General features: G+C 61.3%; 25 protein-coding genes, 1 pseudogene and 1 riboswitch. Of the genes and pseudogenes, 12 read left to right on the forward strand and 14 right to left on the reverse strand.

Annotated elements, in window-relative coordinates; translation table 11 throughout:
* Positions 1-10: 10 nt before the first annotated feature.
* On the forward strand, positions 11-1,249 hold the full coding sequence (locus tag U5A82_RS07220) for a tyrosine-type recombinase/integrase (RefSeq protein WP_326289773.1): 1,239 nt from the start codon (positions 11-13) through the stop codon (positions 1,247-1,249).
* A 252-nt stretch (positions 1,250-1,501) separates the two neighbouring features.
* Here U5A82_RS07220 and U5A82_RS07225 read toward each other — a convergent pair.
* The 6 genes and pseudogenes from U5A82_RS07225 to U5A82_RS07250 all read right to left on the reverse strand — a co-directional run bounded on the left by U5A82_RS07225 (position 1,502) and on the right by U5A82_RS07250 (position 7,728).
* Positions 1,502-2,911 (reverse strand): annotated as a pseudogene (locus U5A82_RS07225) (IS1182 family transposase).
* Between the two features lie 292 nt (positions 2,912-3,203).
* On the reverse strand, positions 3,204-3,680 hold the full coding sequence (locus tag U5A82_RS07230; protein WP_326289775.1) for a hypothetical protein: 477 nt from the start codon (positions 3,678-3,680) through the stop codon (positions 3,204-3,206).
* Between the two features lie 11 nt (positions 3,681-3,691).
* On the reverse strand, positions 3,692-4,942 hold the full coding sequence (locus U5A82_RS07235) for a molybdopterin-dependent oxidoreductase (RefSeq protein ID WP_326289777.1): 1,251 nt from the start codon (positions 4,940-4,942) through the stop codon (positions 3,692-3,694).
* Between the two features lie 85 nt (positions 4,943-5,027).
* On the reverse strand, positions 5,028-6,182 hold the full coding sequence (locus U5A82_RS07240; RefSeq protein ID WP_326289779.1) for a TDT family transporter: 1,155 nt from the start codon (positions 6,180-6,182) through the stop codon (positions 5,028-5,030).
* Entirely contained in the window at positions 6,179-7,048 is an 870-nt protein-coding gene (locus U5A82_RS07245; protein WP_326289781.1) for a LysR family transcriptional regulator, read from the reverse strand. Before U5A82_RS07245 ends, U5A82_RS07240 begins: the two co-directional genes overlap by 4 nt.
* Positions 7,049-7,131: 83 nt before the next feature.
* Positions 7,132-7,728 carry a uracil-DNA glycosylase gene (locus tag U5A82_RS07250; protein WP_326289783.1) on the reverse strand — a complete coding sequence of 199 codons (597 nt, stop codon included), beginning with the start codon at positions 7,726-7,728 and terminating at the stop codon, positions 7,132-7,134.
* A 200-nt stretch (positions 7,729-7,928) separates the two neighbouring features.
* Between U5A82_RS07250 and copM the strand changes: the two genes are divergently transcribed.
* Genes copM through U5A82_RS07265 form a run of 3 tightly spaced genes read left to right on the forward strand, consistent with a single transcriptional unit; the run spans position 7,929 to position 10,296 of the window.
* Entirely contained in the window at positions 7,929-8,294 is a 366-nt protein-coding gene (gene copM / locus U5A82_RS07255) for a CopM family metallochaperone (RefSeq protein ID WP_263499663.1), read from the forward strand.
* Positions 8,291-9,727, forward strand: a complete 1,437-nt coding sequence (locus U5A82_RS07260) for a YncE family protein (RefSeq protein WP_326289788.1) — start codon at positions 8,291-8,293, stop codon at positions 9,725-9,727. The genes copM and U5A82_RS07260 overlap by 4 nt, the downstream gene beginning before the upstream one ends.
* A complete protein-coding gene (locus tag U5A82_RS07265) occupies positions 9,724-10,296 on the forward strand; it encodes a DedA family protein (RefSeq protein WP_326289790.1) in 573 nt (190 codons plus the stop codon). The genes U5A82_RS07260 and U5A82_RS07265 overlap by 4 nt, the downstream gene beginning before the upstream one ends.
* Here U5A82_RS07265 and cls read toward each other — a convergent pair.
* The 7 genes from cls to U5A82_RS07300 all read right to left on the reverse strand — a co-directional run bounded on the left by cls (position 10,280) and on the right by U5A82_RS07300 (position 18,722).
* Positions 10,280-11,677 (reverse strand): cardiolipin synthase, encoded by a 1,398-nt coding sequence (gene cls / locus U5A82_RS07270; RefSeq protein WP_326289792.1) that lies wholly within the window; start codon positions 11,675-11,677, stop codon positions 10,280-10,282. The genes U5A82_RS07265 and cls overlap by 17 nt on opposite strands.
* Positions 11,678-11,744: 67 nt before the next feature.
* Positions 11,745-12,560 (reverse strand): universal stress protein, encoded by an 816-nt coding sequence (locus tag U5A82_RS07275; protein ID WP_326289793.1) that lies wholly within the window; start codon positions 12,558-12,560, stop codon positions 11,745-11,747.
* On the reverse strand, positions 12,557-12,952 hold the full coding sequence (locus U5A82_RS07280; RefSeq protein WP_036528654.1) for a DUF190 domain-containing protein: 396 nt from the start codon (positions 12,950-12,952) through the stop codon (positions 12,557-12,559). Before U5A82_RS07280 ends, U5A82_RS07275 begins: the two co-directional genes overlap by 4 nt.
* A complete protein-coding gene (locus tag U5A82_RS07285) occupies positions 12,945-14,333 on the reverse strand; it encodes a voltage-gated chloride channel family protein (protein ID WP_326289797.1) in 1,389 nt (462 codons plus the stop codon). The genes U5A82_RS07280 and U5A82_RS07285 overlap by 8 nt, the downstream gene beginning before the upstream one ends.
* 23 nt (positions 14,334-14,356) lie before the next feature.
* A riboswitch (Fluoride riboswitch) is annotated at positions 14,357-14,427 on the reverse strand.
* A 519-nt stretch (positions 14,428-14,946) separates the two neighbouring features.
* Complete coding sequence (locus tag U5A82_RS07290) at positions 14,947-16,131, reverse strand: hypothetical protein (RefSeq protein WP_326289799.1); 1,185 nt, start codon at positions 16,129-16,131, stop codon at positions 14,947-14,949.
* Complete coding sequence (locus U5A82_RS07295; RefSeq protein ID WP_326289801.1) at positions 16,124-17,128, reverse strand: nucleoid-associated protein; 1,005 nt, start codon at positions 17,126-17,128, stop codon at positions 16,124-16,126. Before U5A82_RS07295 ends, U5A82_RS07290 begins: the two co-directional genes overlap by 8 nt.
* A gap of 181 nt (positions 17,129-17,309) precedes the next feature.
* A complete protein-coding gene (locus U5A82_RS07300) occupies positions 17,310-18,722 on the reverse strand; it encodes a DUF5623 domain-containing protein (RefSeq protein WP_326289803.1) in 1,413 nt (470 codons plus the stop codon).
* 295 nt (positions 18,723-19,017) lie between these two features.
* Here U5A82_RS07300 and U5A82_RS07305 point away from each other — a divergent pair, with 295 nt between their 5' ends.
* From U5A82_RS07305 to U5A82_RS07330, 6 genes are all read left to right on the forward strand, one after another.
* Positions 19,018-20,145: an AAA family ATPase gene (locus U5A82_RS07305; protein ID WP_326289805.1), complete on the forward strand. Its 1,128-nt coding sequence runs from the start codon at positions 19,018-19,020 to the stop codon at positions 20,143-20,145.
* On the forward strand, positions 20,145-20,792 hold the full coding sequence (locus tag U5A82_RS07310) for an HNH endonuclease (RefSeq protein ID WP_326289806.1): 648 nt from the start codon (positions 20,145-20,147) through the stop codon (positions 20,790-20,792). The genes U5A82_RS07305 and U5A82_RS07310 overlap by 1 nt, the downstream gene beginning before the upstream one ends.
* Before the next feature lie 292 nt (positions 20,793-21,084).
* Complete coding sequence (locus tag U5A82_RS07315; RefSeq protein WP_326289807.1) at positions 21,085-21,246, forward strand: hypothetical protein; 162 nt, start codon at positions 21,085-21,087, stop codon at positions 21,244-21,246.
* Positions 21,243-21,686 (forward strand): hypothetical protein, encoded by a 444-nt coding sequence (locus tag U5A82_RS07320; protein ID WP_326289808.1) that lies wholly within the window; start codon positions 21,243-21,245, stop codon positions 21,684-21,686. The genes U5A82_RS07315 and U5A82_RS07320 overlap by 4 nt, the downstream gene beginning before the upstream one ends.
* Positions 21,687-21,693: 7 nt before the next feature.
* Entirely contained in the window at positions 21,694-21,987 is a 294-nt protein-coding gene (locus U5A82_RS07325; RefSeq protein ID WP_326289810.1) for a zinc finger domain-containing protein, read from the forward strand.
* 201 nt (positions 21,988-22,188) lie between these two features.
* Positions 22,189-23,763 carry a hypothetical protein gene (locus tag U5A82_RS07330; RefSeq protein WP_326289811.1) on the forward strand — a complete coding sequence of 525 codons (1,575 nt, stop codon included), beginning with the start codon at positions 22,189-22,191 and terminating at the stop codon, positions 23,761-23,763.
* 201 nt (positions 23,764-23,964) lie between these two features.
* On the opposite strand, the gene U5A82_RS07335 is transcribed toward U5A82_RS07330, so the two are convergent.
* Positions 23,965-24,195, reverse strand: a complete 231-nt coding sequence (locus tag U5A82_RS07335; RefSeq protein WP_228221170.1) for a hypothetical protein — start codon at positions 24,193-24,195, stop codon at positions 23,965-23,967.
* 63 nt (positions 24,196-24,258) lie between these two features.
* Here U5A82_RS07335 and U5A82_RS07340 point away from each other — a divergent pair, with 63 nt between their 5' ends.
* Both U5A82_RS07340 and U5A82_RS07345 read left to right on the forward strand, forming a co-directional pair.
* Positions 24,259-25,038, forward strand: a complete 780-nt coding sequence (locus tag U5A82_RS07340; protein WP_228221171.1) for a hypothetical protein — start codon at positions 24,259-24,261, stop codon at positions 25,036-25,038.
* Positions 25,039-25,137: 99 nt separating this feature from the next.
* Positions 25,138-26,175 carry an AAA family ATPase gene (locus U5A82_RS07345; protein ID WP_326289813.1) on the forward strand — a complete coding sequence of 346 codons (1,038 nt, stop codon included), beginning with the start codon at positions 25,138-25,140 and terminating at the stop codon, positions 26,173-26,175.
* Positions 26,176-26,179 lie beyond the last annotated feature (4 nt).

Genomic DNA, 26,179 nt, shown 5'->3' on the forward strand with positions numbered 1-26,179 from the left:
GGGAACAAAAATGGGCAAGCTCACGCCAGCTATCGTCAAAGCGGCAGGGCCGGGAAGGCATGCCGATGGTGATGGACTATATTTGATGGTCAAGCCTGGCGGCGCGCGGTCCTGGGTTCTGCGCGTGCAATATGCCGGCCAGCGTCGGGACATCGGATTGGGCGGCGTTGATGTGTCGACTAAGCTGGAACGGTTGAAAGCTGACACGGCGAAAGGTCTTATTGGCGACGACCTGACCGTCATGGAACGGGCATTGCTGACTTTGGGTGAGGCGCGGGAGAAAGCGCTGCTGCTCCGCCGTGTTGCCAAAGCCGGGCGCGATCCGGTAGCCGAGCGGGATAAGGATCGCGCTGCATCCCCGATCTTCTCTGTTGCCGTGACGAAGGCCCATAAGGCGCTAGAGGGCAACTGGGGCAAGCGAGAGGCTGATGCTTTCCTTGCATCGCTGAAGCAGCACGCCAATCCGAGCCTGGGCAAGCGTCGGGTGGATCATATCGATGCAAATGACATTGCCGCCGCGCTCAAACCGATCTGGACCGACAAGCCCGAAGTGGCACGAAAGGTTCGGCAGCGGATCGTGAAGGTCCTGAACTACGCCAAGGTGAAAAAATGGCGGCTTTCCGAAGCGCCGAGCAAAGAATTGTCGCTGCTGCTGGGCAAACAGCGGAAGGGCGGCAACATGCCATCCATGCCCTATGCGGATGTTCCCGTTTATTTCCAGGAGTTGTCGGACGCAGCGGAAACCATGGGCCGGCTTGCGCTCATGTTCGTGATCACAACGGCTGCGCGTAGTGGCGAGGTTCGCCAGGCGTGTTGGGGGCAGATCGATCTTGATCGCAAGCTATGGAACCGACCAGCGACGATCATGAAGAGTCGAGAATCCCACACTGTCACGCTGAACGAACAGGCGCTGGTGATCCTTGGAAGAGCGAAGCATCACAGGCGATCAGACGAAGAGGATGCGCTGGTGTTTCCGTCGCCTTCCGGCAAGGCGATGTCTGATATGACCGTGTCGAAGGTCATGCGGGATGCAAAGCTGCCCTATGTTCCGCACGGCTTCCGTTCGACCTTCCGGGATTGGGCGGCCGAACAGATGTCTCATATTCCCGACGCCGTCGCGGAAGCTGCGCTGGCGCACACCGTGCCGGACAAAGTGGTGGCGGCTTATAAGCGTACGAACTTTCTGGAGATGAGGCGGGCGCTGCTTGATAGTTGGGCAGCTTTTCTGATTGAGAGGGCAGTCTTGTGAAACTGGCAGCGCAGCATCAAGTCTGTAAACGCCCAAACTGCTGGCCGCTTTCTGGCGACTGCTAACCGGCAGCGGACATTCCGCTACCCATCCGTCGCCACCGTGCCGGGCACAAATATCGATCCGCGTACCCACTATGCCGCCTGTCCGGTTCCGGGTGGGATAGCTGCCCGGCATCAGGCGACCGAGGCTGTGTAAAAACGCGATTTCAGGGCTGCCAAATAGCAGCGCCGGCTAGGCGGCATAGGACGATCAGGCCCGGATCAACTGGATGAGAGGCTGGACGCCGAAGATCTGGATCATGCGCTTCATATTATAGGCCAGAACGCCCAGGCTCATCTCCGTTCTGACGTTTTTGAGGGTCTTGGTGAGGAAGGGCGTACTGCCCATCCAGGCCTTGAGCGTGCCAAAGACATGCTCGACGGTCTGTCGGCGCAGACCCATCGCATCAGGGAGTTGGTCGAGCCGCTGTTGCATAGCGTCGAGCACCGCCTCGTGCGTCCATCGCTTTACCCGTTTTACCTTTTCGGGTGTACAGCGTGGCCTGAGATGGCAGTCAGGGCAGGCGGTCAGGTTGCGATACTGGTCGATATCCCCATGATGATCGACGCGGACCCTTCCTCGGGTCAGATGTGCGCCCGCCGGGCAGATATAATGGTCATGGATGGCATCATAGACGAAGTCGGGTCTTGTGAAGTGACCGTGCTTCGCCCGGCCTGAGGTATCGACCTTTGGCACGCAAGGCAGGACGCCAGTGCCTTCGCAATCCAGCACCTGCTCACCGTTGAAGTAGCCCCGGTCCGCCAAGACCGTCAGCTCGTCAGAACCTGTAGCCTCCAGTGCAGCGCGTCCCATCGGTGCCAACTGGGTACGATCATGCCCTTCGTTCAGCACCTCATGCGCGACGATGAGGTGATGCTCTGTATCGACCGCCGCCTGCACATTATAGCCGACTATCCCAGTGCCACGGCCGGTGGTAGCCATCAAACATTAGGGGGCAGCATTCACCTTGGCCTCCATATCCTTCAGATATTGCATCTGGCACCGCAGCTCGGTGATCTTCTCCCGGATTTTATTGGTCCGCATCTCAGGGACGTCGCTGTCCTCACGATCGGCGCGATCAAGCGCGACCAGGTAGCGGTCGATGCTGGCCTCGACCTGTTCGATCCGCTTGGCCGCCTTATGCGCCGTGAAGTTGCGATCCCGGTTGTTCACGGCCTTGAACTTGCTGCCATCCACCGCGACCATGGCGCCGGTGAACAAGCCCATGCCCCGGCATAGCAGCACGAACTGTGCGCAAACCGCCCGAATGCCAGCGCCGTTGTCACGCCGGAAATTCGCGATCGTCTTGAAGTCGGGAGCCAGCCGACCCGTCAGCCACATCAGCTCGATGTTGCGGCCTGCCTCCCGCTCCAGCCGACGGCTCGACTGAACGCGGTTGAGATAACCATACAGGTAGATTTTCAGCATCGTGGACGGATGATAGGCAGGCCGTCCTGTCGTCGCTGGCTCCATGCCTTTAAAGCCCAGAGCCGCTAGGTCCAGCTCATGAATAAAGGCCTCGACCACCCGCACTGGATTGTCCTCAGAAACATAATCGTCAATTGATGCAGGCAGTAAAAAACCCTGCCGCGGATCTTCCCCTTCAACGAAACGGCCCATCTCAAAGCCTCCCGAAACCCAGGAAAAACTCTACCATAAATGGGCGTTTTTACACAGCCTCGACCCTTTGTCGCCGTTCAGAGGGCGATTGTCGGTCCCCAGGTGCGGACCGGCAGCTATTCCGGCGGCTGTCGACCAACTCTTGCCGCTCACCGGCGCGCATCTGAATGACCTCGCGTGCCGAAACCCGCCATTACCATTCTACTGAACGGCCGGGCAGCTGCGCGCCCATTCCCGCCGCTCAATGCTCCGAGGGTAGCGCCCGAAAGCAGATGTTATGCAGTTTTGCGCCTCAACCGGTTCCTCCAGAAACATCCGGCGCGGTGCCGGGCGCAGTATTCTGATCCTTTCCGATCGGCACCCTATCCTGCGCTGCACTCATCGCCGTCAGATAGTCGACGATAGCCGGAATGTCCTTCTCCGCGACGGGAGCCTTGTAGACATCCTTCATCTTGGTGACCGTGGCCTTCCACTGGTCCGCTGAAAGCACGGGCTGGGTCATCGCCATGCTGGCCGAATGGCAGGACGTGCAGTTCGCATTGATGACATCGGCATGAGGGCCATCGGGATATTGCTGCTCATCAATAGGAAGATCGACAGTATCGGAGGTCAGGGTAAAGCCGTTCACGGAAATGCTGCTGGACGCAGGGCCAGTCGATTGGGGTTCGGGCGGCGGGGTGTAGCTGCCGGGAGGGCCCACCATCATGAGGGTGAAGACAGTGACGCCGAGCAGTCCGGCGGCCAGCATGCCTGGGGTTGGCGCTTTCATGCCAAAGCTCCTTATGCCGTCACGATGGTGGTGGTTTCGATGTTGCCGCGCATGAAACCGCCGGGGTTCCAGATCGGTGCCATCGGCTGTGCAACGCCTGCCGCGTTCCAGCAGCGCGACATGAGCGCAGTCTGTCCGGGGCCGGGCAAGGGAACCTGCGCGTCCCACCGGCGAAAACTGTATTTGCCATGATCCGGACCCAGCTTCGTCGCGAACCAGTGGCGACCGCCGTCGGTGGACACATCGACTCGTGCCACGGCGCAGTCGCCGCCCATGGCGATGCCGCCGAGCGGGATCGAGGCCTCGTGTGCGATCCGCTGACCTTCGCCCAGACTGGTGACCCACGAACGCGGGATCATGCGGTTGATCGGAACGGTCGGGAAGTCCTTGGCGCCGGGCTTTACATTGGCGCCGGGCGTTGCCGGGATCTTGTAGGCCTTGGCCATCCAGTATTCATCGTCAGGCCCGGGCAGGACCTCGATGTCGTTCAGCATCTTGACCCAATAGGTCGAGTACCAGCCCGGCACGATCAACCGGATCGGAAAACCGTTGAGGAGCGGCAACTGCGTGCCGTTCATGCCGAAGGCGATCATCACTTCGCCGTCGCGGGCATGATCGATATCGAGCGCCTTCTCGAAGTCCGGGGCACCGACGACCACAGGTTGATCGAGCGCCCCGAACCGGACTTGGACCGCCCCCGCCTTCACCCCGGCCAGATCGAGCACATCGCGCAGGCGCACGCCGAGCCACTTGGCATTGCCCATCGCCCCGTTGCCCCACTGCGCGCCGGGGACGCGGGGCTGGAACAGCCCGCGCGAATTGCCCGAGCACTGGTTCACGGCGGCCATCTCGACCCGTGGCAGGCGCATAAGCTGTTCGAGGCTGATCGCGATCGGCTTATTGACATGACCTCGCACGTTGAGGCGGAAGGCATCGACGTCGATCGAGGTCGGGATGTCCGCCCAATGCCAACGCACGAAGAACTGGTCATTGGGGGTGAACACATCTCGGTCGAACACATCCATCGGCGTTTCCAGCAACGGCGGATGGACGCGCTGGAGGATCATGCTGCCCTTGCCAGGAAAAGCGCTCGTCATCGGGCGCTGCGCATTGCCGCCGGGCAGATGCAAGTCGGTAAGCCCCTGCGTGATGCCTTGCGCCAGAGCGGGCGCGGCGGCGATAGCTGCCCCGCCGAGAGCGGCATTCTGCAGGAAACGGCGGCGGCTTGTTTCGGCCGCGAGCTCGGCATCCAGTCTGTCCATGGTCGTATCCTCTCGGGCAAAATGGTGGCGGGTGCTGCTGTGAGAAGCAAGCGATCAGAACGCTGTGACTGATCGCAATGCCCGATCAGTTTGTGGCGGCGATACAGGGCGATACGAACAGATTGCCGCGCCATCCGCCAATCAGGGTCTTGGCGGCGACCACCATCCACATCAGGGCGAGCGCCAGGGTCAGAACGGTGCCGACGATACCGAAGAAGGCAAGGTGCAGGGTCGTGCCAAGGCGAAAGGTTGCGACGTTGAAGACGCCTAGCGGGAAGGTGTAGCCCCACCAGCCAAGGTTGAACGGGATACCTGCCCGCCAGTAGCGCCAGGTGATGAGCGAGGCGAGTGCCAGCCACCAGAGGCCAAACCCCCAGAGCAACAGGCCGGCGATTGTGCCGATACCCTGAGCGACAGCGCCGACATCTGCCAGCCCATGCGCAGCCATGATCGCAGGGGCATCGCCGCCCAAAACCAGCATGCCCAGCGCGCCGGTGCCGATCGGGCCAAGTGCCAGCCAACTTGATGCGGCCATGCCCTCATGCGGCAGCTTGTGTAGCGCCATGCGCAGGATCAGCAATGCCAGGATGCTGAAAGCTACCGGGACCGAATAGGCCCACAGGATGTAGGACGTGACGAGCATCCCGAACTGCGCGCTGCCTTGCGCCAGATGCGGCGCCAACAGTCCTCCGCTGGCAGCGGTCACTTCGGCGGCCACGACCGGCAGCAGCCATACCGCCGTCATGCCGTCGAGCGAATGCTGGTGGCGCGTGAACATGAAGTACGGGATCAGCACACCGCAGCTCACCGCCATGGCGGCGTCGATCCACCACAAGACCGTGGCGACAGGCACGATGACCTCGCCAAACCGCGCGATACCGAATGCGAGGCAGCCGTTGATGATCGTGGCGAGGCCCATGGGGATCGTGCCGATGAACATCGATACGGTATTGTGCCCGAAGATGCGCCGCGCTTCGTGGCCGAACAGGATCCAGCGGGCGGTATAGAGCGCGGTGAAAAGGCTGAAGAGCCCGATGTTGAAGAACCACAGCACTTCTCCCACCGGCTTGAGCGAAGCGCCGATGCCCGGCACCTGCGGCAGAGCCAGCGCGAGAATGCCGGTGCCCATGGTGGCCGCAAACCAGTTGGGCGTGAACTGGCGGATCATCTCGCGCGGGTGATCGAGCCGGCTGAGTGGGCGCATCCCTTCGAGGATGGGCTTGATATCCGTGGTCATCATCCAAACTCCTTGACCAGTTCGGTCAGCGCGTCGGCCGCCCGAGTGCGATACCGCTCCTTGTGGCGTAACGCTTCAAATGGACGGGCAGGCATCGCGAGCGGCAATTCGTGAAGATGCCCCGCTGCAAGCGCGCGGCGCACCACCAGTTCGGACAGGACCGCGACGCCAGCGCGGGCCTCGACAGCAGAACGAACCGCTTCGTTGGACGGCAGTGTCATGGCGATGTTGAGGCCTGCCGGATCGATGCCTCGCTGTCGCAGGACGTCCTCGAAACTCGATCGTGTGCCGGATCCGTGCTCCCGCACAATCCAGTTGGCGCCGCGCACCCAGTCCTCGTCGATGGTATCAACAGCCTGCCCCGAGATCAGCAGCATCCGGTCCTCGCCGACTTTCCAGTGGGCGAGTGCGGGCTGGTCGATCGAACCTTCGACAAAGCCCAGTTCCGCGCGGCCATCCAGTACCCGCGCTGCCGCACCTTCGGTGTTGTCGATTGCCAATTCGACGCGGATCGCGGGGTGCCGGCTATGAAATTGGGCCAGGCGTGAGGGCAGCCAGTAGCTGGCTATGGTCTGGCTGGCGACAAGGCGAAGGGTTCCGCGCTTCAGACCACCGAACTCGGCAAGCGTCAGTTCCGCCGTTGCGGCGCGGCCAAGGACAGCGCGTGCTTCGTCGAGGAACATGCGACCCGCCTCGGTCAGTTCGATGCCGCGGCCCACGCGGTTGAATAGCGGCACGTCGTGTCGGGCCTCAAGCGTGGCAATCGCGGCGCTGGCAGCGGACTGGGTCACGCCCAGTGCCTCGGCGGCCCGTGTCATATGTTCGCGTTCGGCGACGCCTACGAAGATGCGTAATTGTTCTAGGGTCATGGTGATCTCCTGTCACCATTGATACCGCAGCTCGATCAATCGCTCCAACGCATTGATTGTATCATTCCAATCAAAATTCGAGATCATTCGATCAGGGCGTTCTTGGCGGCCACCAGCGCGCTTTCGATCCGTTGGCCGACATCAGGGCTGGTGCAAACATTGGCCGGACTGGGGTGGGGCATGGTGATGACAAACGCATCGGGCCGTGCCTCTTCGATGAGCGCTTTCGCCCCCGCAGCCACCCGTCCTGCCAAGATACAGACCCGCATGCACGGCAGTCTCGCAAGCAGGCCGGGGAGCGTTGCGAGGCCCTTGGCAATCTCGACGCGGCGCAGCGCGCGATTGCGGGCCCCGGGAGAGTGGACGATCCAGGGCACGCAGTTCCACTGAACTACGTCGTTTCGGCCAATGTCTGCTGCCTCAAGGTAGCGGCGAAGGTTCCGGGCAGTGCCTGACGGGTTGTCCCGCGACACGAAGCGAGTGCGATCAGGCCCGGGCCCCGGCGTCTCAAGAAGCAGGAGAAGGCGCGCGTCTATGCCGCCATCGAACGGGTCGAAATGCGGCACCGGGTGTCCTGCGCCAACGAGCCCCTCACGCCATATCTCCAGCGGTGCGATGTGCGGCTTACCAAGTGCTGCGCTGCGTTCGGCGATCAACGCGGGATCATCCAGCCAGACCATTGATCGTCAAATCCTATTGAAACTACAAAAACCATCGGTTGGATCGATGGCGAGTGTTGCACCATGTGTTCGACAGGCAACGCATGCGTTGACGCGCCTGCTCCTCAGCAGCTCGCATTTTTTCCGTTGCCCGCTGCGACGATGACACTTGCGTCCGCTGTGGGCGTTATCGCCGGAACGCCATGTCGAAAGGGCTTCACTTGAAACTGCTATGGGGATTGGCCGGCCTTTGCGCGGCGACAGCATCGGCGGCCGCACTGGCGGCATCGCCTGATGGCTTTGCAAGCCAGATGGCAGCCTCCATGGAACGGATGCACCATGCGATGATGATTGCGCCAACCGGCGATCCGGACCGCGACTTTGCCGCGATGATGATCCCCCATCACCAGGGCGCAATCGAGATGGCGGAAGCGGAACTCAGATACGGAAAAGACGAACGCCTGCGCCGTCTGGCCCAAGGCATCATCGTCGAGCAGCGGCAGGAGATCGCCGTCATGCAGGACATTCTCGCGAAAAAGACCGGCCCCGCTGCCGGCGCGCACCACCACATGGGAGACGACAAATGAAGAAGACGCTGAGCATCGTGTCATGCACCTTGCCGATAGCGGCTGCCCTGGTCGCACTCCCGGCAACTGCGCAACAGGTTCCCGATGCCCAGCCTAATCGGGCGATCAGCGCGCAGGACCGTTTCTACACTTCGGATCAGTTCTCCAACACAGTGTCGGTCATCGATCCGTCGACGAACACTCTGCTGGGTGTCATCAAGCTCGGTGATCCTACGCCTGCAAATCTCAGCCCGCTCTATCGCGGCCAGCTTCTGGTGCATGGCATGGGCTTCTCGCCCGATCGCCGGACCCTGGCGGTCGTATCGATCGGGTCCAACTCGGTCAGCTTCATCGATACCGCGACCAATGCCGTGAAGCACACCGCCTATGTCGGGCGCTCGCCGCATGAAGCCTTTTTCCGGCCCGACGGCCGTGAAGTCTGGGTGAGCGTGCGCGGCGAGGATTATATCGCCGTGCTCGACGGAACCACCTTCAAGGAAACGGGCCGTATCGCCGTGCCCAACGGGCCGGGCATGACGATCTTCTCGCCCGATGGGAAATACGGCTACGTCTGTTCCAGCTTCTCGCCAGAAACCGTCGTCATCGACACCAGGTCAAAGCGCATCGTTGGCCGCGTGAAGCAGGACAGCCCGTTCTGCCCGGACATCGCCGCCACGCCTGACGGCAAGCAGGTATGGCTGACGCTCAAGGACGTCGGCAAGGTCATGGTCTTCGATGCCAAGCCGCCCTTTGCGGTGCGGAAGACGATCGACACCGGGCCGATCACCAACCACGTCAACATCGCCAGGACACCCAAAGGCCAGTTCGCCTATGTCACGGTCGGCACGCAGAATATCGTCAGGGTCTTCCGCACCGACGACTTTTCGGAAATTGCCTCGGTGCCGGTCGGCGCCCTGCCGCACGGCCTTTGGCCGTCAGGCGACGGTAGCCGGATGTATGTCGGGCTGGAAAATGACGATGCGGTCGCCGTCATCGATACGGCCACGAACAAGGTCATTGCCACGATCCCGATCGGACAGGGCCCGCAAGGCGTCGCCTATGTTCCCGGCGCCGTGCCATCAGGGCAAGGCCTCGACAACCTCGTGCCGCTCGCCAAGGCGCAGGGCAAAGTGCAGGTCGTGCTGGAAGGTCAGGGACAGAGCCAGGTGTCGCTGTTCGATCAGGGCCAGGTGCAGATCCTGCAGGCCGCGGTCGCCGGACTGGCGCCCAAGCAGACCTTTACGCTGGGTCTGGCGGCGCGTCAGGATGGTACCGGTACGGTCGAGCCGCTGGCCAAGTTCATGACCAATCCGGCAGGCGCGGCGATCGTCAATGCGGTTGGCCCGATCCGGCAGATCGTCAAGGACGCCGCGCCTGCAGAGCGCCGCTTCCTCGTAATCCGTTCCGGCGCGCCGGATGAGGCAGGTGTGGTGGTCCAGCGGCAGAAGCCGTGACGCTTGAAGCGATCCTTACCCAGTACGGCCTTGCAGCCCTGTTCCTTGGCGCGGGAATTGAGGGCGAGACGGTGGTCGTGCTGGGCGGCGTGATGGTCCATCGTGGCCTGATCGCGTACCCGGCGGCCATCGCGGCAGCCGCGCTCGGGTCCTTTATCGCGGACCAGATCTTCTTTGCCCTCGGCCGCCGGTTCCGCGATCATCGCTATGTTCGGCGCGTCCAGCAGAAGGCCGCGTTCCGCCGCGCCATCGATGTGTTCGAGCGGCGGCCGATGCTGTTCGGGTTCGGGTTCCGCTTTCTGTATGGCCTGCGTACTGTGAGCCCCATCGCGATCGGCACGACAGCGCTTCCTGCCTCCCGCTTCATGGCTATCAACGCATTGGCGGCCGTGGTCTGGGCGACGGTTTTCGTGACCTTGGGTTACCTGTTCGGTCAGGGCATCGAGGCCGCTTTTGGCCGCGTCCGCGATGTGGGCCATGTTCTGCTGCCTGTACTCGCGGTGCTGCTCCTCGTCGGCCTCGCCGCACACTTCCGGCACCGCAGGCGTGAGGTCACAGCAAAGGACTGACGAGGCGAGCCAGATTTTCGCAGAAGCGGGAAACACGCGGGCGATCACGCCATTCCTCCAGCAAAAGTCGGTCGCTTCGGCGGATGTATCCCCGTTGGACATCCGCGAGAGGTCCGGCGGACGCTTCATCATGCAAGATCAGGCTGATCTCCGCATTCAGCATGAAGGAGCGAACATCGGCATTGCTGGATCCGATGACGGCGATGCGGCCATCGATCGATACGTTCTTCGCGTGCAGCAACCTGTCGCGGTAGCGGTGGAGGCGTACGCCTGCCTCGAGCAGTTCGGTATAATAGGATCGCTGGGCAAGGTTCACGAGCCGCTGGTCCACAACATGCGAAACGACAAGGTCGATCGCGACGCCGCGTGCGACCGCGTTCTTGAGCGCGGTCAGCAGGGCTTCGTCTGGGATCAGATAGGGCGAGACGATGGTGATATTCTCTTGCGCCTCGTGAACGAGTTCGACGAGCAATCGCTCATAGCCTGGCACGCAATAGTCCGGGCCACTGGGCATCGCCTGCAACTCTGAGGCGCCGGTGACGTCGGGCAAGGGCAACACCGCGATGGTCTGTTCGGTCTCAAGAAACCAGTCGCTGGCAAAGACGGCATCGAGCGCGCAGACGACCGGGCCTTCGACCCGGGCGACAAGTTCGTCATTGACGATCCCGGGTTTGAAATCACGGTTCACGATATTCTGCGATCCGACGAAAGCGACCATGCCATCGATCAGGCACAGCTTGCGGTGGTTGCGCAAATCGCTTCGCGCACGGCGCAGCGCTGCGAAGCGAACCGGTAGGACCAGTTGGGCGGTGACGCCTCGGTCCGCCAGCATCGCCAGGCTGCGCTTCACCCAGGGGCGCGACCCTAGCGCATCGATCAGCACGCGGACATCAACGCCCCGCGCGCGGGCGCGGCCAAGGGCATCTGCGACTTTCAGTCCCGTCCTATCGTCGGCCAAGATGTAGGTCAGCAGATGCACCCGAACATGGGCTGCATCTATCGCTGCCACCATGGCGTCGATCGCGCCGTCATAGTCCTCAAGGAGATTGAGGGCGTTGCCACCGCAGCCGGGAAAGCCGCCCAGAGATTGTGCAAGCACAGCTGTCCGGGAAGGCGTGCGTTTACTGCTCGTCAGCGCCTGCGCGGCGCTCTCCCGCTCCGGCGCCGCCCGCCTGAAGCGATCCCGCCGCCAGGACGGGAACGCGGCGCGGCCGATCAGGCGGTACAGGATGAAGGCGGGCACCGGCAGGAACAGAACCAGTAGCAGCCAGCTGCGTGCCGCTTCGGGCGGACGTCGCAGCGGAATGACCACCACCATGATGAGCCGGATCGCCCATTCGAGCAGCAGATAAGCGAGCGTCAGGTTCGGGATGGAGATCATCGCGCGATGCTATCCACCTCTGCCGCACCATGTCGATGGGGGCCGCCCGGCCATGCCGTCTTGTGCCTCAATGGATCATCAGCAGCGGTATGTCCGCGCAAGCGAGCAAGTGCCGGGTTATGCCGCCTGCGAACCATTCAATCAGCTGGTTGTGCCGATACGTTCCCGTCACCAGCATATCCGCTCCGGCTTGATGGGCTTCCGTCAGGAGTTGATGGCCAAGGTTCCCGTGCGAGCGCGGGACCAGGCGCAGTCTGTTCGCAATCCCTGCGTCATCGAGCAGCGATTCCAGTTTGAGCGCAGGATCGTCTACATCGCCGATCCGAATAGCGGTGACGTCAGTGGCACCTTTCAACCAAGGCGTGGCCGCCTCGACAGCGCGTCTCGCCGCAGGGGAGTCGCTAAAGCCTACAGCGATATGCGAAAAGCGCTGACCGGCCCTTGGCTTCCAGGAAATCGGGACGATCAGCACCGGTTTCTGGGTGCCGAACAGCGCGGCATGCAGGGCGTCCCCACCGTCCATGTTCCGCTCGTGGGCGATCACGACTAACAGGTCGGCATTCTTGGCCTCCTCCGTCACCACGGCTTCTTCATCGCCAACCACGGTCCGCCAGGTGACGGACGGAACGTCCTGCGCCGCTCCTGCGTTCCACGCGAGGAAAGCCGTGTGGCAGGCGGCCGATCGCTCGCTGGCCGTGCCTTCCCAACGTTCGCGCAGACGCTGCATGTCGACCTCGTCGCTGGCAGCAACCAGATGGGCAGGATCGACCACAACGTTCAGGGCTTCGATCGTACACTCCCCCACGCACTGCGCTGCGAGAACGGCTGCGTTGAGGCACGTCGCAGTGCTGTCGGCTCCGACGATGACGGCGAGAATCTTCATACATCGCTCTCCTGCTTTGTCACAGCGTCGATCGCCCAATGCTCGAGCTGCTTGTAGATGACCACCTTCGTCTCCAGCAGGGCGGCGTGGCGCTGGCAGAACAGTTCGAGATCCGCCCGATGACCGATCAGTTCGACGCACATGGTCAGATAGGGATTGCTCGTTTCCGCACCCTGATCGAGCACCGGTCCGTGATTGCTGAAACCGTAGTGGGTATGATGGGCTACAGCGTTCATCAGACCGGCAGCCTTTGCCTGGACGACAAGCTCGCGATAAAGCGGACGCGCTGACCACAGCTTCCATGCCTTGCGCGGCTCTGCCGTATCACGCGGTGCCATATAGATACGCAGCATGCCGATCTCGCTGGACGTAAGGATAGCTGTGTCAGTCATTTGTGTGGAGGTCCTGCCTGGTGATCTGGGTGCGCGCTGCGCGAATGCCCCGCAGCGTCATGCCTGGGCTGATGGAAATGCGCGGATGCTTGGGGACGGCGATCTGCTGAGACAGATAGATGCCGCTGTGGCCTGAGCACAGGTAGGCGACGAAACAGGCAACGGCGATGTAGACGGCATGGGTCGCACCGAACAGTTCGATGCCCATGATGGTGCAGGCCAAAGGCGTGTTCGCCGTCCCGGCAAAGACGGCGACGAACCCAAGTCCCGCGAAGAGATCGACAGGTCCGCCGAAAAGCGTGCCGAGGGCATGACCCAGTGCCGCGCCGATGAAGAACAGCGGTGTTACCTCGCCGCCCTTGAAGCCTGTGCCCAGCGTCACGACCGTGAACAGCAGCTTGAGCGCCCAACTCCAGTAATCCTGACCGGGCGAGAAGAAGCTTGCGATCGTGGGTGTGGAGGCATCGGGTGCCCAGACCCCGAGACCAAGATAGTCGCGCTTGCCGAGCAGATAGACGAGAGCGATCACCGTAAGGCCGCCCAGAAAGGGACGCAGCGGTCCGAACCGGACGTGGCGTTTCACGAAGTCGCCGAAGCCGTGCGACAATTCGGAGAACAGCAGGCCGACCAGTCCAAACGCCACGCCGGAAATGCCCGCCTCGAGCAAAAGCACCGGGTCGACAGCGATCTTCCCAACCGCACCCTTGAGATAGTCGATATGATATAATCCGTGGTGGATACCCCACTGGTGACAGGTCCAGTCGCCGACAACCGCCGCTATCAACGTCGGCACCAGCGCGCGATATTCCACTCGGCCGACCGCCAGAACCTCCAGTGCGAAAACGGCGCCCGCCAACGGTGTGCCGAACACGGCCCCGAAACCTGCGGCAATACCGGCCATCAGGATGATACGGGTACTCTCGGCATCAAGGCGAAACATCGTGGCGAACGCGCTGGCAAGGCTGCCGCCAAGCTGCACAGCCGTGCCTTCGCGCCCGGCCGACCCGCCGAACAGGTGGGTGACAACGGTGCCGACGAAGATCAACGGCGCCATGCGCAAGGGCACGCCGCCCCCCGGTTCATGGACCTGCTCGACGATCAGGTTATTGCCGCCTTCGACGCTGCGACCAAACAGATGATAAAGCAGGCCGACCGCGAAACCGCCGACCGGCAGGAGAAACAGCAGCCACGGATGCGCAAAGCGTGTGCGTGTTGCAACGTCAAGGCTCCAAAGGAAGGCGGCGCAGAGACTGCCGACCGCCGCCGCCATGGGAACAAGGAGCGCCAGCCAGAGCAGGACGGACAGGGCGTGATCATGCCGATCCCGAACAAAGGCCAGGACGTTCAGGTTGGACAGCAATATTGCGAATTTAGCGCGCACGATTCCTCCTTGTTGCGAAAACGCATCAGGTAGGAATCATCAGCCCGAAGGCGGTTCGGCCAAAGCCCGGCGGAAATCCATCGCCTTGGCAGCGCATATCGTATGACATGCGCAGTTGGTCAAGCTGCAACGCATGCGGCGGTGATACTGTACGGCAGCTTCATGCTTCTTCTGAGCTGGCAGCGGCCGTTTTCCTTACGGCCCTTTGCGGGCTTTATTCCTGGCCAGTCGACCATTCGCTGAGTGTCGGGTTTTGGCGATGGACCTGCCACTCAAGAGGCCGCGCGGGAACGGCGGGTAAGTCCCAGTTGCCGCCTACCGATGCCGACCCTTTGTGGATGCTCGGCTCCCGATTTACGATCCCCAGCAGCAGACGTTCCGCTTTTCCGGCAGCTGTCGACCAGCCGGCTGAAGGCGCTCCGCACCGTTCACGGCGTGGGGCTCGTGACGTTTACGCTGGATACGACGGGTGCCGAACTACAAGGTGATCGTTTTCCCGGCTCAGGCGTCACTGGACATGTTCTACGCGATCCAGATGCTACGTCGGCTGCTCGACAGCTCGCCTGCCGCCTTCAACAAGCTGTTCTGATCCGCCGACCTTTCTGCGGCTCGTTTAGCCACCGACAAGGCAACGTGCCGAACCGCTCTCCGTCAGCATGAGGAAGGCGACAGTCGCTAGCACGGCGCCGGCGAGCGCCAGCCCGCTTACCCCGACCAGCACCTGGCGGTGCCATTTTATCCTCGCGTCGAGATCGTCGAAGACGTCGACGAAATCGCCGCTCAGGGTTGCGTAATCGTCGCCGAGCCTGACCCGTTGTCCCGTGATCTCTCCGGCCAGCATCGACAGCGTGTGCCACTGGTTCCTGACAGCCAGCCAAAGCAAGCCGATGAATATCCACGCTCCGAGCAGCACGGCGCAATTCGTCCAGAACTCGGTACCGCAGCCCTTTGAGAGCTTCAGCTGCGATGCGACGACGATCGTTGCGACGGGAATGCCCAGCAGCTGCCCTTGTATGTCCACGATCGTCTTGTGGATCTTGTTGATGTAGTCGAGCCGCGCGGTCTCGATCTCCTTCCGGATCTTCGAATACGAGAAGCTCGACACGAAGAGACGGTAACCCTTCTCGACCTCGTCGCAGACCCGCTCCAGGTTCGAGACGATGAACTGGAAGCGGTGATCGATCCGCTGACCGCCCGCCAGCTCGATCACGGCTGCCCCCAGCAGTTCAGCTTTCTCCTGGGCGTGAAGCGGGTCAGCGAACAAGGTCTCAAGCCGACCTGCTGCGCCTATCAGGGAAGGCGTGAGATCCGCCTCCCTGAACCTGATTGGCACGACCACGCTCTCGGTGCCGATGAACACGAGCTCGCGCTGAAGCTCGATCACATAGGAAGCGGCCTCCTTGAGTTGCGCGGTGACGGTCAGCATTGCACGATAGGCGAGGAGTAATGGAGGCGCCGGGACATCGCCGCTGGCATAGCTGCAGTCGATTACGAAGTAGCTGACCGGCTCCGCGAACGCCGCGCCCGGCGCCAGGAACAACTTCTCAAACGTGTCGGCGAGTATGCCCAGCTTGAGGTTCGGCGGGGCCACGTTGATGGCGACCTGCGAGCCGACCACCGGCTCGCCCGGCTCGACCAGGCTGACCTGCGTCAGATCATACAGGGACTGGTCCGCCTCGATCGAACGCAAGATCGCGGTGATCCCCGAGTTGGCCACGGTTAGTGTGCCGCCGCCGTTCCCATCGAAGCGCGTGCGTCTGTATATCTCGACGAGGTCGGCGAAGCCGACGTCAGCCATTGCCGAGGCCTTCGGACTTCAGCTGCTCGACGAGGTCGTCGGGCAGCCCCGTCAGCGTGAGCGTGTTCGCACCGGCGTCGTAGATCACCGAGCGGTTGCTGACCGCGTCGCGGTCGAACTCGACCTTCCACTGCTTCGTGCCACCCCGGAACCGCACGAGCGATGCGAGAGCGCGCCGGTCCGGGACGAACCGGTCGCTCAACGCCCGATCGGTGTGGGCGAGATGGTCGGCCAGTTTCTTGGGATCCTTCGGCATCAGCTCATTCGCGAGCGCGTCGAACTCGATTTCCTCACGCGCGCGGGACGCGCGCTCGCAGATCGCCTTGGCCTTGCCGAGAAACTCGTTGCCCTCCTTCTCGGGCATCTTGGTCTCGGCCACGAACTCCTTCAGTGCAGTGACGAGGTTCGACGTGTCCACTCGATCCTGAACGACGGAATCGCAGCCGAGGAAGTGCTGGAAATACGCCGACACATCGCCCTTTCCCTTGAGGAAGCTGATGTAGCGTTCCTCGCCGTTCGACCAGGCTGTCAAGTTGATGCGCCCCGCGAAGCGGAAGCCGTCCAAGTCGAGATGCCGCACGTCCTGCACGTCGCGCTGCGAGGTCAGCGCGGCGCTGAGCTTGTCGGTGATGATGGCGACGAGCAGATAGTCGCGCGTTTCGCGACGGAAGTGCGCGAACAGGACGTGCCCGCCAGTCGACGCAGACCGCGCCTGCGCCTGATTGCGCAGCGTCTCCATCATCCGCGATGTGAGGCTCAGGAAATCCTTCTGCGGATCCGCCACGTAGTCGCGCACCTGCGCCTGCGTCGGATAACCCTCCGCAGTCGTGAACTTGCCGTGCGACTTTGACGCCCGACGGTTGTAAAGGTCGTACAGTTCGTCGATCAGCCGCTGCGTCGTCGGCGTGACGTTAAGCTGCTTGTCGGCGGCTTGGACCTTGTAGACGCCATCGCGGCGATCGAGGTCATGTATGGCAAGTGCTACGATCTCGTTCAACGTGTCGATCCCCCCTCAGCGCCCGGCGCTCGATCCTCCTAGATCTGCGGCAACGGGCACGGAACATCATAGCAACTGAGCGTTGTGACGGGCAATGGTTTCATATAGCCCTGAAGCTCATGAGGGAGTCGAAATACCCGTCGCGGCGGGACGCGTCTTAGCAGCTCGACCAGCGACTAAGCTACCCTGTGCGTTCGTCACGCCGAAGACTGGGCTCACCCCTAAACGAAGGGCTTTCGTGCGCGAAGTCATCGCAGACAATTCGCACCGACACGTCGATCCTGGACATCATCGCCGCGCGCGGTGCGCATATGGGATAGACTGACTCCAGCTTGCGCTTCAGCTCAAGCAACAGATAGGCGACGCCTTCGCTCGATTGCGCGAGCAACTCGAAGGGGTCGCCATCCGGCAGGTCATTATAGTAGACGTCGAAGAATTCCGGCCCGTCGAGATCGCCTTGCTCCAGCTCATAGTTAAGCCAGTCCTCAAGCGTCGAGCGGACCTTGTCCATCCGCCTGTTTACCGCCCATGGCTTGTGCCGGGAATGCAGCACGGCCTTGATCATCCGCCCCATGACCTGATGCGCCTCCAGGCCTGGCGTGCCGTTGGGCCGGCGCTTCGCATGTCCCCACATGCCAAAATAAGGCGTGGTCGTCTTCGATGGACGGGCCACGACCAGCGCCTTCGCCTTGGCGCGGCGGCGGTCCTGCGGCGTTTGCGCTGCCGGACTGACGAATAGCGCGTGGCCACGCGCCGAGATGCCGAACCAGTTGTCGGTGATGACCGGGATCGCGTTGATCCGGTCCATCAGCGCGGAGAAGTCGAAACCGGCATTGGCATTGGCCGCCACGAAAAAGGCGCATCGGTTGGGGAAATAGATACCGGGCCAACGCGCCGCTTCGATGTGCCAGCCATTGACGCGTGCCCATGCTGCACGTTCGCTCGAAACGACCGGGCGGCTATAAGGCTCGTCGATCATGACATAGTGACCGGAGACCGGATCATACCAGTCACTGTCTTGGTCGTGATCCGGCAACTCTTCGGAGAGCGACGCCTTGGCTTTGCGTGACGGCTCATGGTCGCACGGGCGCAGGCCGGTGGCCTCCATGAATCTCAGCGCGCGAACCGATTTCAGGATTTGACCTCGCGCGAACTCCTGGCTCTGCCCCATCATGTCCGTCACGAGATGATCGGGCGCGACCAGACGCATGTTCGCAAGACCGCTCACCATCTTCATTTCGGCCTTGCTACAAAGGTCGAGCAGCGGCTGGGACAGCCAGATTTCTAGCGTTTCACGGCCGCGCCGATAGGTTTCGCGATCGGTCCAGTAGAATGTGAGGAAGAGCTGGAAGCGTGGATAGCCCTCCGCCGGCCGCACCAATGCCTTGTGGGCGAGCGGGAAACTCTGAAATGAGGCCGCTCTCGACGCAAGATCGAGCGCCTCATGATGCGGGATGCCCACAGTCTTTTTGATCTGGGTTGCAAGTCGTTTGATGCCCTCGATGGACGAGGGACGGGTATCAGGATTTAACATCATCATTCTCCCGACCTGCAACGAAGTGTTACCCGCCAACCACTTCACAGGTCCGAACAATGTGTTGATCGAGACCGAATGTCATAGAGTAGTGCTGTCAACAGCTTCGCAACGGCGGGTAGCGTGCTCCTACCACGAGCAAAGTCGATATTGCCGCGTCGGCAGAGCTATTTCAAGCCTTGTTTCGGCGAGATCGCACCGACGTCGAAAATTGAGCGCGCCGGCTCCATTGCGCGAACGGTCGGCATGCGTAGCTGCTGGTTGATTTCTCGGCACGATGCCGTGATGAACCGATGACGTCGGAAATGCGGGGCAACGCGCGATGCTATATTCTGAACTCGGTCTTGAAGAGGGTATGCGAAAGGACGAGCGGGTCGCGATCCTTGTCGGACCGAACGGCGCGGGAAAGAGCAGGTTCCTGTTCGACCTCGCGCAACGCAACCGACACTATCGCAAGGTCGCCATCATCTCAAACACGGCCTATGATCAATTCAGCGGCTTGCGGGGCGTCGAACGCATCTCGGCGGGCAAAGGCTTCAATTCGCCGATCTCGATCATAAAACGCTGCGTCCAGATGACCTTCGCCGAGATGGACTCACGCTTCTACCAGATCGGATCCGTGCTCGAATATTGCCATTACAGGCCGCAATTCGGCTTCCGGGTGAAGCCGGGCAAACGCGGCGACCGTAAGCGGTCCACCGTCTATTACGAGAATGATGTGTATCGAAATCTCGTCGACAATATCGAGCGGGGAGCGTTCTCGGACATATTCTGGATCGATGCAGCTTCCTCCGGTACGCGTTTTTCCTACCGCGCGGATGATGTGCAGGCTTTGCTGTCGTTCGAGCGCGATCTGCGCCGGGACCGGGTGGTGCGCGGCATCGATGTCTATCTGGAGCGCGACGTTGACGGTCGGACGATCGAATTGCACCGGGCAAGTTCGGGCGAACTGTCACTCATGTCGTCGATGATCTTCCTGGTCGCCAACGTCATCGACGATGGGGTGGTGATCGTCGACGAGCCGGAGAACAGTCTCCACCCCAACTGGCAGCGCGAATATATCGACACGGTACTGACAACCCTGCGCTATCGCGATGCCGCCATCGTCGTGGCCACTCATGCGCCACTCGTCGTGACCGGAGCGATCGCCCAGAATCCGGGCATGATATCGGTCTTTCAGGTCGAGAATGCGCGCCCCAAGCTCCTCAAGCTTGACACCGCTGCGGCCGGTGGCAGCATCGAGGAGATGCTGTGGAAGGCGTTCGACGTGGTCACGCCGGTCAGCCATTTCGTGAGCGAGGAGCTAGTAGGCGCGGTCTCGCGGTTCGAGGCTGGCGATACGACGAAGGCGGAGGTTCTTGACCTTATCGCAGCCATGAAAGAGGCCAGTTTCGACCGGAAACAGGAAGCGTTTCTGGAGGCGGTCTCGAAGCTGGTGGACGACCTCGATAAGAAGCTCAGCGCCGGGAGCGGCGTATCCTGATGGTCGATGCCTATTTGCCTGCGTTAAGCGATTTCAAATTCAGCGCCGAAGAGCAAGCCGCGATCGCTGCGGCGATGCTGGAGGAAAGTCCATGGGACAAGGTGCCTGCCGCCCACAAGGACGCGATGAAGAGCGCCAAGCAGCGTATCCTTTCCTACCATATGGCGCGGCACAAGCAGCAATGCTGCTATTGCCGCGCCATCCTTCAGGGCGGCGGCTATTTTATGATCGACCGGGAGCATATCCTCCCCAAGAGCCTGTATAAGCCCTTCACCTTCGCGCCATGGAACCTGTCCGTCTCGTGCAAGCGCTGCAACATGCAGTTCAAGAAGGATTGCGTGGCTTTTGTGATCGATGCGCAGGGCGCAGGCCCAGCGGACACGGGCGCAAATTACCGGCTCGTCCACCCCAATTTCGACGTCTGGGACAATCATCTGCTCAGAACGACGGTTCAGACCAGCGGCAATGTGCTGGTTAAGTTCACGGTCGTGCCGGGAAGCGCCAAGGGCAACTATCACCACGAATATTTTGCCCTGAAAGAATTGGAGATCGACACTTTCAACCGGGCGCAGGGACTTGAGGCGGCTGACGGATCGGTGGCGGACGCGATCCGAGATTTGGCCCGGCTGCACGGTCAGGCGAATTGAGCCGTCGATAACGGTCCGTAATGCCGGTCTTCAGAAAATGTGCAGGCACGGACCTGCACAATTGCGCCTTTACTGATCCACGGATTGGCGCGGGCGCGGACTTGCGTGTCCGCGCCAATCCGTGGATCGGGGCGCCGTCAGGCGGCCCGAGGCGGCCCGGCCCCATCGCGTTTGCCCGAAGGCTACGTAAGTAGGAAATTCCGTAATTGTGCGAATACGGACATACCCACCGAGGCGAAACTTATCCCCTGGCTGCTCCACGGATTTCGCACTTGGATATCGAAGAACTGATTTGACGCTTTCGCGCGATCGATTAGCTTCGACCGGATCGAAACAGGAAGAGCGCGAACAGATGGATCGTCAGCCCACTGAGTTGAAAAACGCCTTGGAAGATCGGCCGGCTATCATTGCCGGTGCAGTCACGAATGATCGAGCGGGCAACCTGGCGCAATGACGAAACTGCCTCATGTCGAAACGGTTACGGTGGACGAGTTGCTCTTTGCTTATGCCGTTGGTGGTAATGCCGCAACCGGGGCGATACCGCAGTCGGGCGTGAAGGGTATGGGCGTCAATCTCCGGACGGATGACGGGGATGTTCAGCGGATCGAACTGACCGACACCCCGCTCAACCGAGCCGCAATTGCAATCCGCAATCAGTTTCCCAAAGGAAAGCTTCAGCCCATTTTGCTGCGGATCATGGCGCTCAATGAAATGGCCGCGCTTGACGATGCCCAGACCTATATCAGGGCTGCGCCCGACAATCCGGGAGAGAGTGAGATTAGCGGCGCGATGTTTAAGGTCGCGGCCGAAATGCCGCTCAATCAGAAATTGAGCTTTAACCGATCCGCCTTTTTCAAGCGCGTGGAAAAGGCGTTCGCGGCCGATCCCGACTGAGTGCGATATGGACCGCCCAAAGCGCAGGCATCGCCGCAAGAGCATCGAACAGATCGCGCAGCAAAAGCGCGATATCGCGGCTGGCGCTGCGGAACCGGATGATTGGCGACCAGATCCCAGCGGGCGGATGTATGAAGCCAGGATAAGGGCGTGGAGCCGTGATTGCCCCAAATGCGGCGCGCCTGCGAGTCAGTCCTGCGCAGGTGCCAGAGAGGGAACGGTGCGCTGGTCCTTCCACCGCGAACGCTGGGCGCGCAACCGCACGACATCGTCAGCCGGGGATGCCGAATCGGCAGAATGACGAAGGTCGACGGAGACATATTTTCCGCGTTCAAAAGCACGGCGAAGATAGCTGATCTAGGGGCTTTGTGACATGAGCCGACGAAATGCCGCTGGGAAATGCATTATAACCTATTGAAATTGCTGAGACCGTAAACACAAGCGCGACGCGCCGCTTCTGAAGGTAGTTGTATTAATAAATTAAGCAGTGTGACATGCGGAGATGACCACTGTTGCGCAGTTCCTTTCCGACCACGGCCCATCCCGCTCGTCGCTGATCGTGGAGGCTCTGGTGGCGTCTGGCCTCTCGCCGGTCGCGGCCCGGCAACGTGTGTCGCGCGCTTCCAAGCCGGTCCTGCGCTTCCCTGTTGCTTTGCTGCCGAAGCGGGAAGCCTTTCTCTATCTGGCGAAAGATCGGAACGGCGAGCGCTTCTGGCAGAACTTCCTGCGCGACCTGCGCGATACCAACTCGGTCTATGCGGCGGCGATTGACGGGTTCATCGCTCGGGGTGGCCGTCTTCCCTCAGATCAGTTTGCGGTGATCAGCGGAGCGACCGTGTCACCGCGCAAGGGGCAACTGCATGTCGATGCAGTCGCGAAGCGCCTGATCGCGGCGAGCTTCATCAAGGAAGTGCACGATGCCGACGACGGGCATTGTTACGAACTTGCCGGGTCTCTCACCTATGGCACGTCCGCCGTGATGCGTGCGCGCGACCTGACCGAGCGGATCACTTTGGATGGCGTGCGTGAATGGTGTCGCAAGATCGGCATGGCCAGCTACAATGCGATCCGGATCAGGGGCGACGACGAGTTGCGACCGATTGGCCCGTTCGCCTTCGACCTGGCCGGACCGAGCTATCTCCTGCCATTGCAGGGGGCTGGCTCCAAGCCGGGCTTCGTCGTGGCCGATGCGTTCGCCGAGGGCATTCTCATGGTCCAGGAGATCCAATATTTCATCCGAAAGGCACGCGTCCTCAAGTCTACGCTGAATGACGTCGGGGTTTTGGCGATCATCATCGCCGAGGGTTTCACGGGCGAGGCACTAACGGCCGGGCATGCCGCCGGCGTGATGCTTGCCACGCCAAAGGATCTGTTCGGCAGAAAGGTCGGGGCGGCGATCGCCTCATTATGCGAAGTCCTCAAGGACGCAGCGCGCTACGCGTCGTCCAGCCCGGATCGGCTGAACTTCCTCCTCGACAATCTCTTCGACATCGAAGGCCGCAATGGGAACCTGCGCGGCATCCTGTTCGAACTGATGGCCGGCTATCTCGCGCGCAGGAACGCCGTTTCGATCGACATGGGCATCAGGGCCAAGGACCCAAAGAGCGGCAAAAGCAAAGACATCGATGTCCAGGCGATCACGGCGCACAATAGCCGCGTGACGGCGATCGAGTGCAAAGGGAAGGGACCGGGTGGCACATTGAGCCTCGAAGATGTCGATGACTGGCTCGCGAAGATCCCGGTGTTCTGCGCCCACTATGCGCATCACCATACGCTGCGCGAGGCGGAACAGCGATACGAGATCTGGACCAGCGGCTCGATCGCGCCCGATGCCCTGGCGAAGCTCGAGGCCGAGCGGGAAAGACGGGTAAAGGCCCCGATCGGGTGGATGGATGGAAAAGCGGTTCTCGCGCTTGCGCGCGACGGGAAGGAAAAGGCCATTGCCGACGCCATGAACCAGCACTTCATCGAGCATCCGTTCGCCACGGTGGCAAAGGCGCTGGCAGCCGATGCGTCCGCTGATACCGCTTTGCCTGGCGAGGCCGACAGCCCGCTGCGTCTGACCTGTAGTACGTGACGCTCGATGGCCCCTGCGACCAAGACATTGGGCCCACGGGAACCGCCAGATCGGCGACCTGACAGCGCCGACCGAGATAGCGGGAAAGGCAAAGGGCGTGAGCGACGTCGAACGACCGACAACGCCCACGCCCCTGAACATGCGCGATAGCCTGGACCTTCAAGATATTGTGTTGGTCCGATGCCGTATGCGGTGAGCCACCTATGACTGCTGGGTCGGATAATCGACATATCCCCGGCCATCGCCGCCATAGAAGGTATTCCTGTCCGTCGAGTTGAGCGGCGCATTTTCAAAAAGGCGCTGCGAACGATCCGGGTTGGCGATGAACGGCTGGCCGAACGAGACTGCATCGGCATGGCCACGCGCGATCGCCGACTCTGCGGAGGTGGCATGAGTGTCGATCGCGCCACTCGCCGGCCGGTATTGCCTCACATTGTCATTTCCCTAGCATCGCGTCAGATTGAACTTTTCGAGTAGATTTGGGAGGATGACGGAGTGGCGCTTACCGCGTTGGAGGATGCCCGCGGCGAACCGGGATTGCTGGTCGAGATCCGCGGAACGATCAGCGCGAATGTCGCAGCTGATCTGCTCAAGGCCCATAACAAGGCGTTCCGCGCTTGGTGCCGTGCAAATGGCGAGAGCGCTCGCGACCTTGTTATCGTCGATAGCGGCACTGGCAGCTATTGGGCGCGATTGAGGGACGCAGCCGAAGTCGCTGGCCTCCTGCAACTAGGTTCCGACATTTTGCCCGCCTTCATGACGCACCTTGCCGAGATTGTGCACCTCGGCTTTGCGAGCGACCCGTCTGAATTCAGCGCGCTGTTTACCGATCTGCTCAAAGCCTACCGCAAAGCTATCGCGAACAAGACGGTGCAGGCCGTCGTCATCAGCGGCCTCACGATCAAGCCCATCGAAATTACCACGGTCAAACAGGTCGATCAGATCATCGTGGTTGCAGAGGCGCAACGCCTCTCGAAAAAGGCACCGACCCCTGTGCGGCCGGTCATAGCGCATGATGAGGTGGAGTGGCGGATACCTTCTGCCCAGCGCGGTCCTGGCTTCAAGCGACATGGCACCGTTCGGCAAGTCGATCGGACAATTTATGTTAGGCTCGAGGGCATGGATGGGGCTCTGCTACCTGCCCATGGCAGGCATGTCGGTCGCCTGAAGGACGGGCTCGCCTATGAATTTGAGGGGCACACGCTCACAAATGAGGCGAAGGAGACGATTGGTTATGTGATCGATCGCGCCGATTCAATTCCTCAGCTTCTCTAAGAAGGAGCTCTATGGAATCTCGCACTCGAACCGGCATGGTTGAGCTTCCCGCTTGGACAAAAATCACGCGGAGGGATCGCGAACATATGGCGAAATCTGATGATTCCGCTATTGTCCAATTTCGGGGACCGATTTTCTGGCAAGGGTGAGATGGCGCGCGGCGAGCTGATGAAAAAACTGCTGGCGAGCTACGGCCGAGACGATGAGTTTCGGGCGGTTGCCGAGCAGATCATCACGGAGGAGGAAGCGAAGAACAACAAGGTTCTCGCCCGATCGCTCCGCCGTTCGCTGGAAGTCGCGCCGCCCAAGGCGAGCCGGCCCAAGGCACTTGCGTCGCTGATTCCCTTTCCGGAGGCGGCAGGCGACTTCGTCGAACTCGTTGAGCCGAGCCATAACAAGCAGGATATCATCCTCTCGGCTGAGAATACTCGCATCTTCCAGGGACTGCTGGAGGAGTTTCGCCGTGGCGAGGAAATCCGCCGCCGGGGACTGTCGGTGCGGTCCAAGATGCTGTTCTGCGGCCCGCCAGGATGCGGCAAGACACTGTGCGCGGAGATTTTCGCCGCGGAGCTTGGCTTGCCGCTCTATGTCGTCAAGCTGGACCGTCTCATTTCTTCCTATCTTGGAGAGACGGCGACCAACATCCGCAAGATTTTCGAGTTCGCGCGCAAACAGCCATCAGTCCTCTTTTTCGACGAGTTCGACGCAATCGCGCGGGCGCGGGATGAGGATGGCGAGCACAATGAGCTGCGCCGGGTCGTGAACAGCCTCTTGATCTTCATCGATCGGATCCAGCCGAAGGGCTATCTGGTTGCCGCGACCAACCTCGATCATGCGCTCGACGCGGCAATTTGGCGCCGGTTCGACGAGGTCGTCTGGTTTGACCGCCCGGATCAGCGAATGGTTGCCCGCTTCCTGAAGATGAAATTCAAGAATGTGGCGATCGCATTCGACCCCGCTGATCATCTGGATGTGCTTCAGGGCCATTCCTACGCAGAACTGGATCGTATCTGCGTGCAGGCGATCAAGGCCGCGATCATTGATCGTCGCAAGGAGGTCTCTGGTTCGGACTTCAAGGATGCTGTCGCCGACGAGCAACGGCGGCAGCGTCGGACTCGGCGCATGACATCAGCCTGATTCG

The sequence above is a fragment of the Sphingobium sp. CR2-8 genome, from assembly GCF_035818615.1.
In the GTDB taxonomy this organism is placed as follows: domain Bacteria; phylum Pseudomonadota; class Alphaproteobacteria; order Sphingomonadales; family Sphingomonadaceae; genus Sphingobium.

Bases quoted from the DNA above. Each gene is read 5' to 3' on its own strand.
- U5A82_RS07320 (WP_326289808.1), top strand. From the start codon at position 21,243: ATGACGAAACTGCCTCATGTCGAAACGGTTACGGTGGACGAGTTGCTC.
- U5A82_RS07275 (WP_326289793.1), bottom strand. From the start codon at position 12,560: ATGAAGATTCTCGCCGTCATCGTCGGAGCCGACAGCACTGCGACGTGC.
- U5A82_RS07310 (WP_326289806.1), top strand. From the start codon at position 20,145: ATGGTCGATGCCTATTTGCCTGCGTTAAGCGATTTCAAATTCAGCGCC.
- U5A82_RS07245 (WP_326289781.1), bottom strand. From the start codon at position 7,048: ATGACCCTAGAACAATTACGCATCTTCGTAGGCGTCGCCGAACGCGAA.
- U5A82_RS07220 (WP_326289773.1), top strand. From the start codon at position 11: ATGGGCAAGCTCACGCCAGCTATCGTCAAAGCGGCAGGGCCGGGAAGG.
- U5A82_RS07250 (WP_326289783.1), bottom strand. From the start codon at position 7,728: ATGGTCTGGCTGGATGATCCCGCGTTGATCGCCGAACGCAGCGCAGCA.
- U5A82_RS07260 (WP_326289788.1), top strand. From the start codon at position 8,291: ATGAAGAAGACGCTGAGCATCGTGTCATGCACCTTGCCGATAGCGGCT.
- U5A82_RS07290 (WP_326289799.1), bottom strand. From the start codon at position 16,131: ATGGCTGACGTCGGCTTCGCCGACCTCGTCGAGATATACAGACGCACG.
- U5A82_RS07280 (WP_036528654.1), bottom strand. From the start codon at position 12,952: ATGACTGACACAGCTATCCTTACGTCCAGCGAGATCGGCATGCTGCGT.
- U5A82_RS07345 (WP_326289813.1), top strand. From the start codon at position 25,138: ATGATTCCGCTATTGTCCAATTTCGGGGACCGATTTTCTGGCAAGGGT.
- U5A82_RS07325 (WP_326289810.1), top strand. From the start codon at position 21,694: ATGGACCGCCCAAAGCGCAGGCATCGCCGCAAGAGCATCGAACAGATC.
- U5A82_RS07305 (WP_326289805.1), top strand. From the start codon at position 19,018: ATGCGAAAGGACGAGCGGGTCGCGATCCTTGTCGGACCGAACGGCGCG.
- U5A82_RS07230 (WP_326289775.1), bottom strand. From the start codon at position 3,680: ATGAAAGCGCCAACCCCAGGCATGCTGGCCGCCGGACTGCTCGGCGTC.
- U5A82_RS07235 (WP_326289777.1), bottom strand. From the start codon at position 4,942: ATGGACAGACTGGATGCCGAGCTCGCGGCCGAAACAAGCCGCCGCCGT.
- U5A82_RS07240 (WP_326289779.1), bottom strand. From the start codon at position 6,182: ATGATGACCACGGATATCAAGCCCATCCTCGAAGGGATGCGCCCACTC.
- cls (WP_326289792.1), bottom strand. From the start codon at position 11,677: ATGATCTCCATCCCGAACCTGACGCTCGCTTATCTGCTGCTCGAATGG.
- U5A82_RS07330 (WP_326289811.1), top strand. From the start codon at position 22,189: ATGACCACTGTTGCGCAGTTCCTTTCCGACCACGGCCCATCCCGCTCG.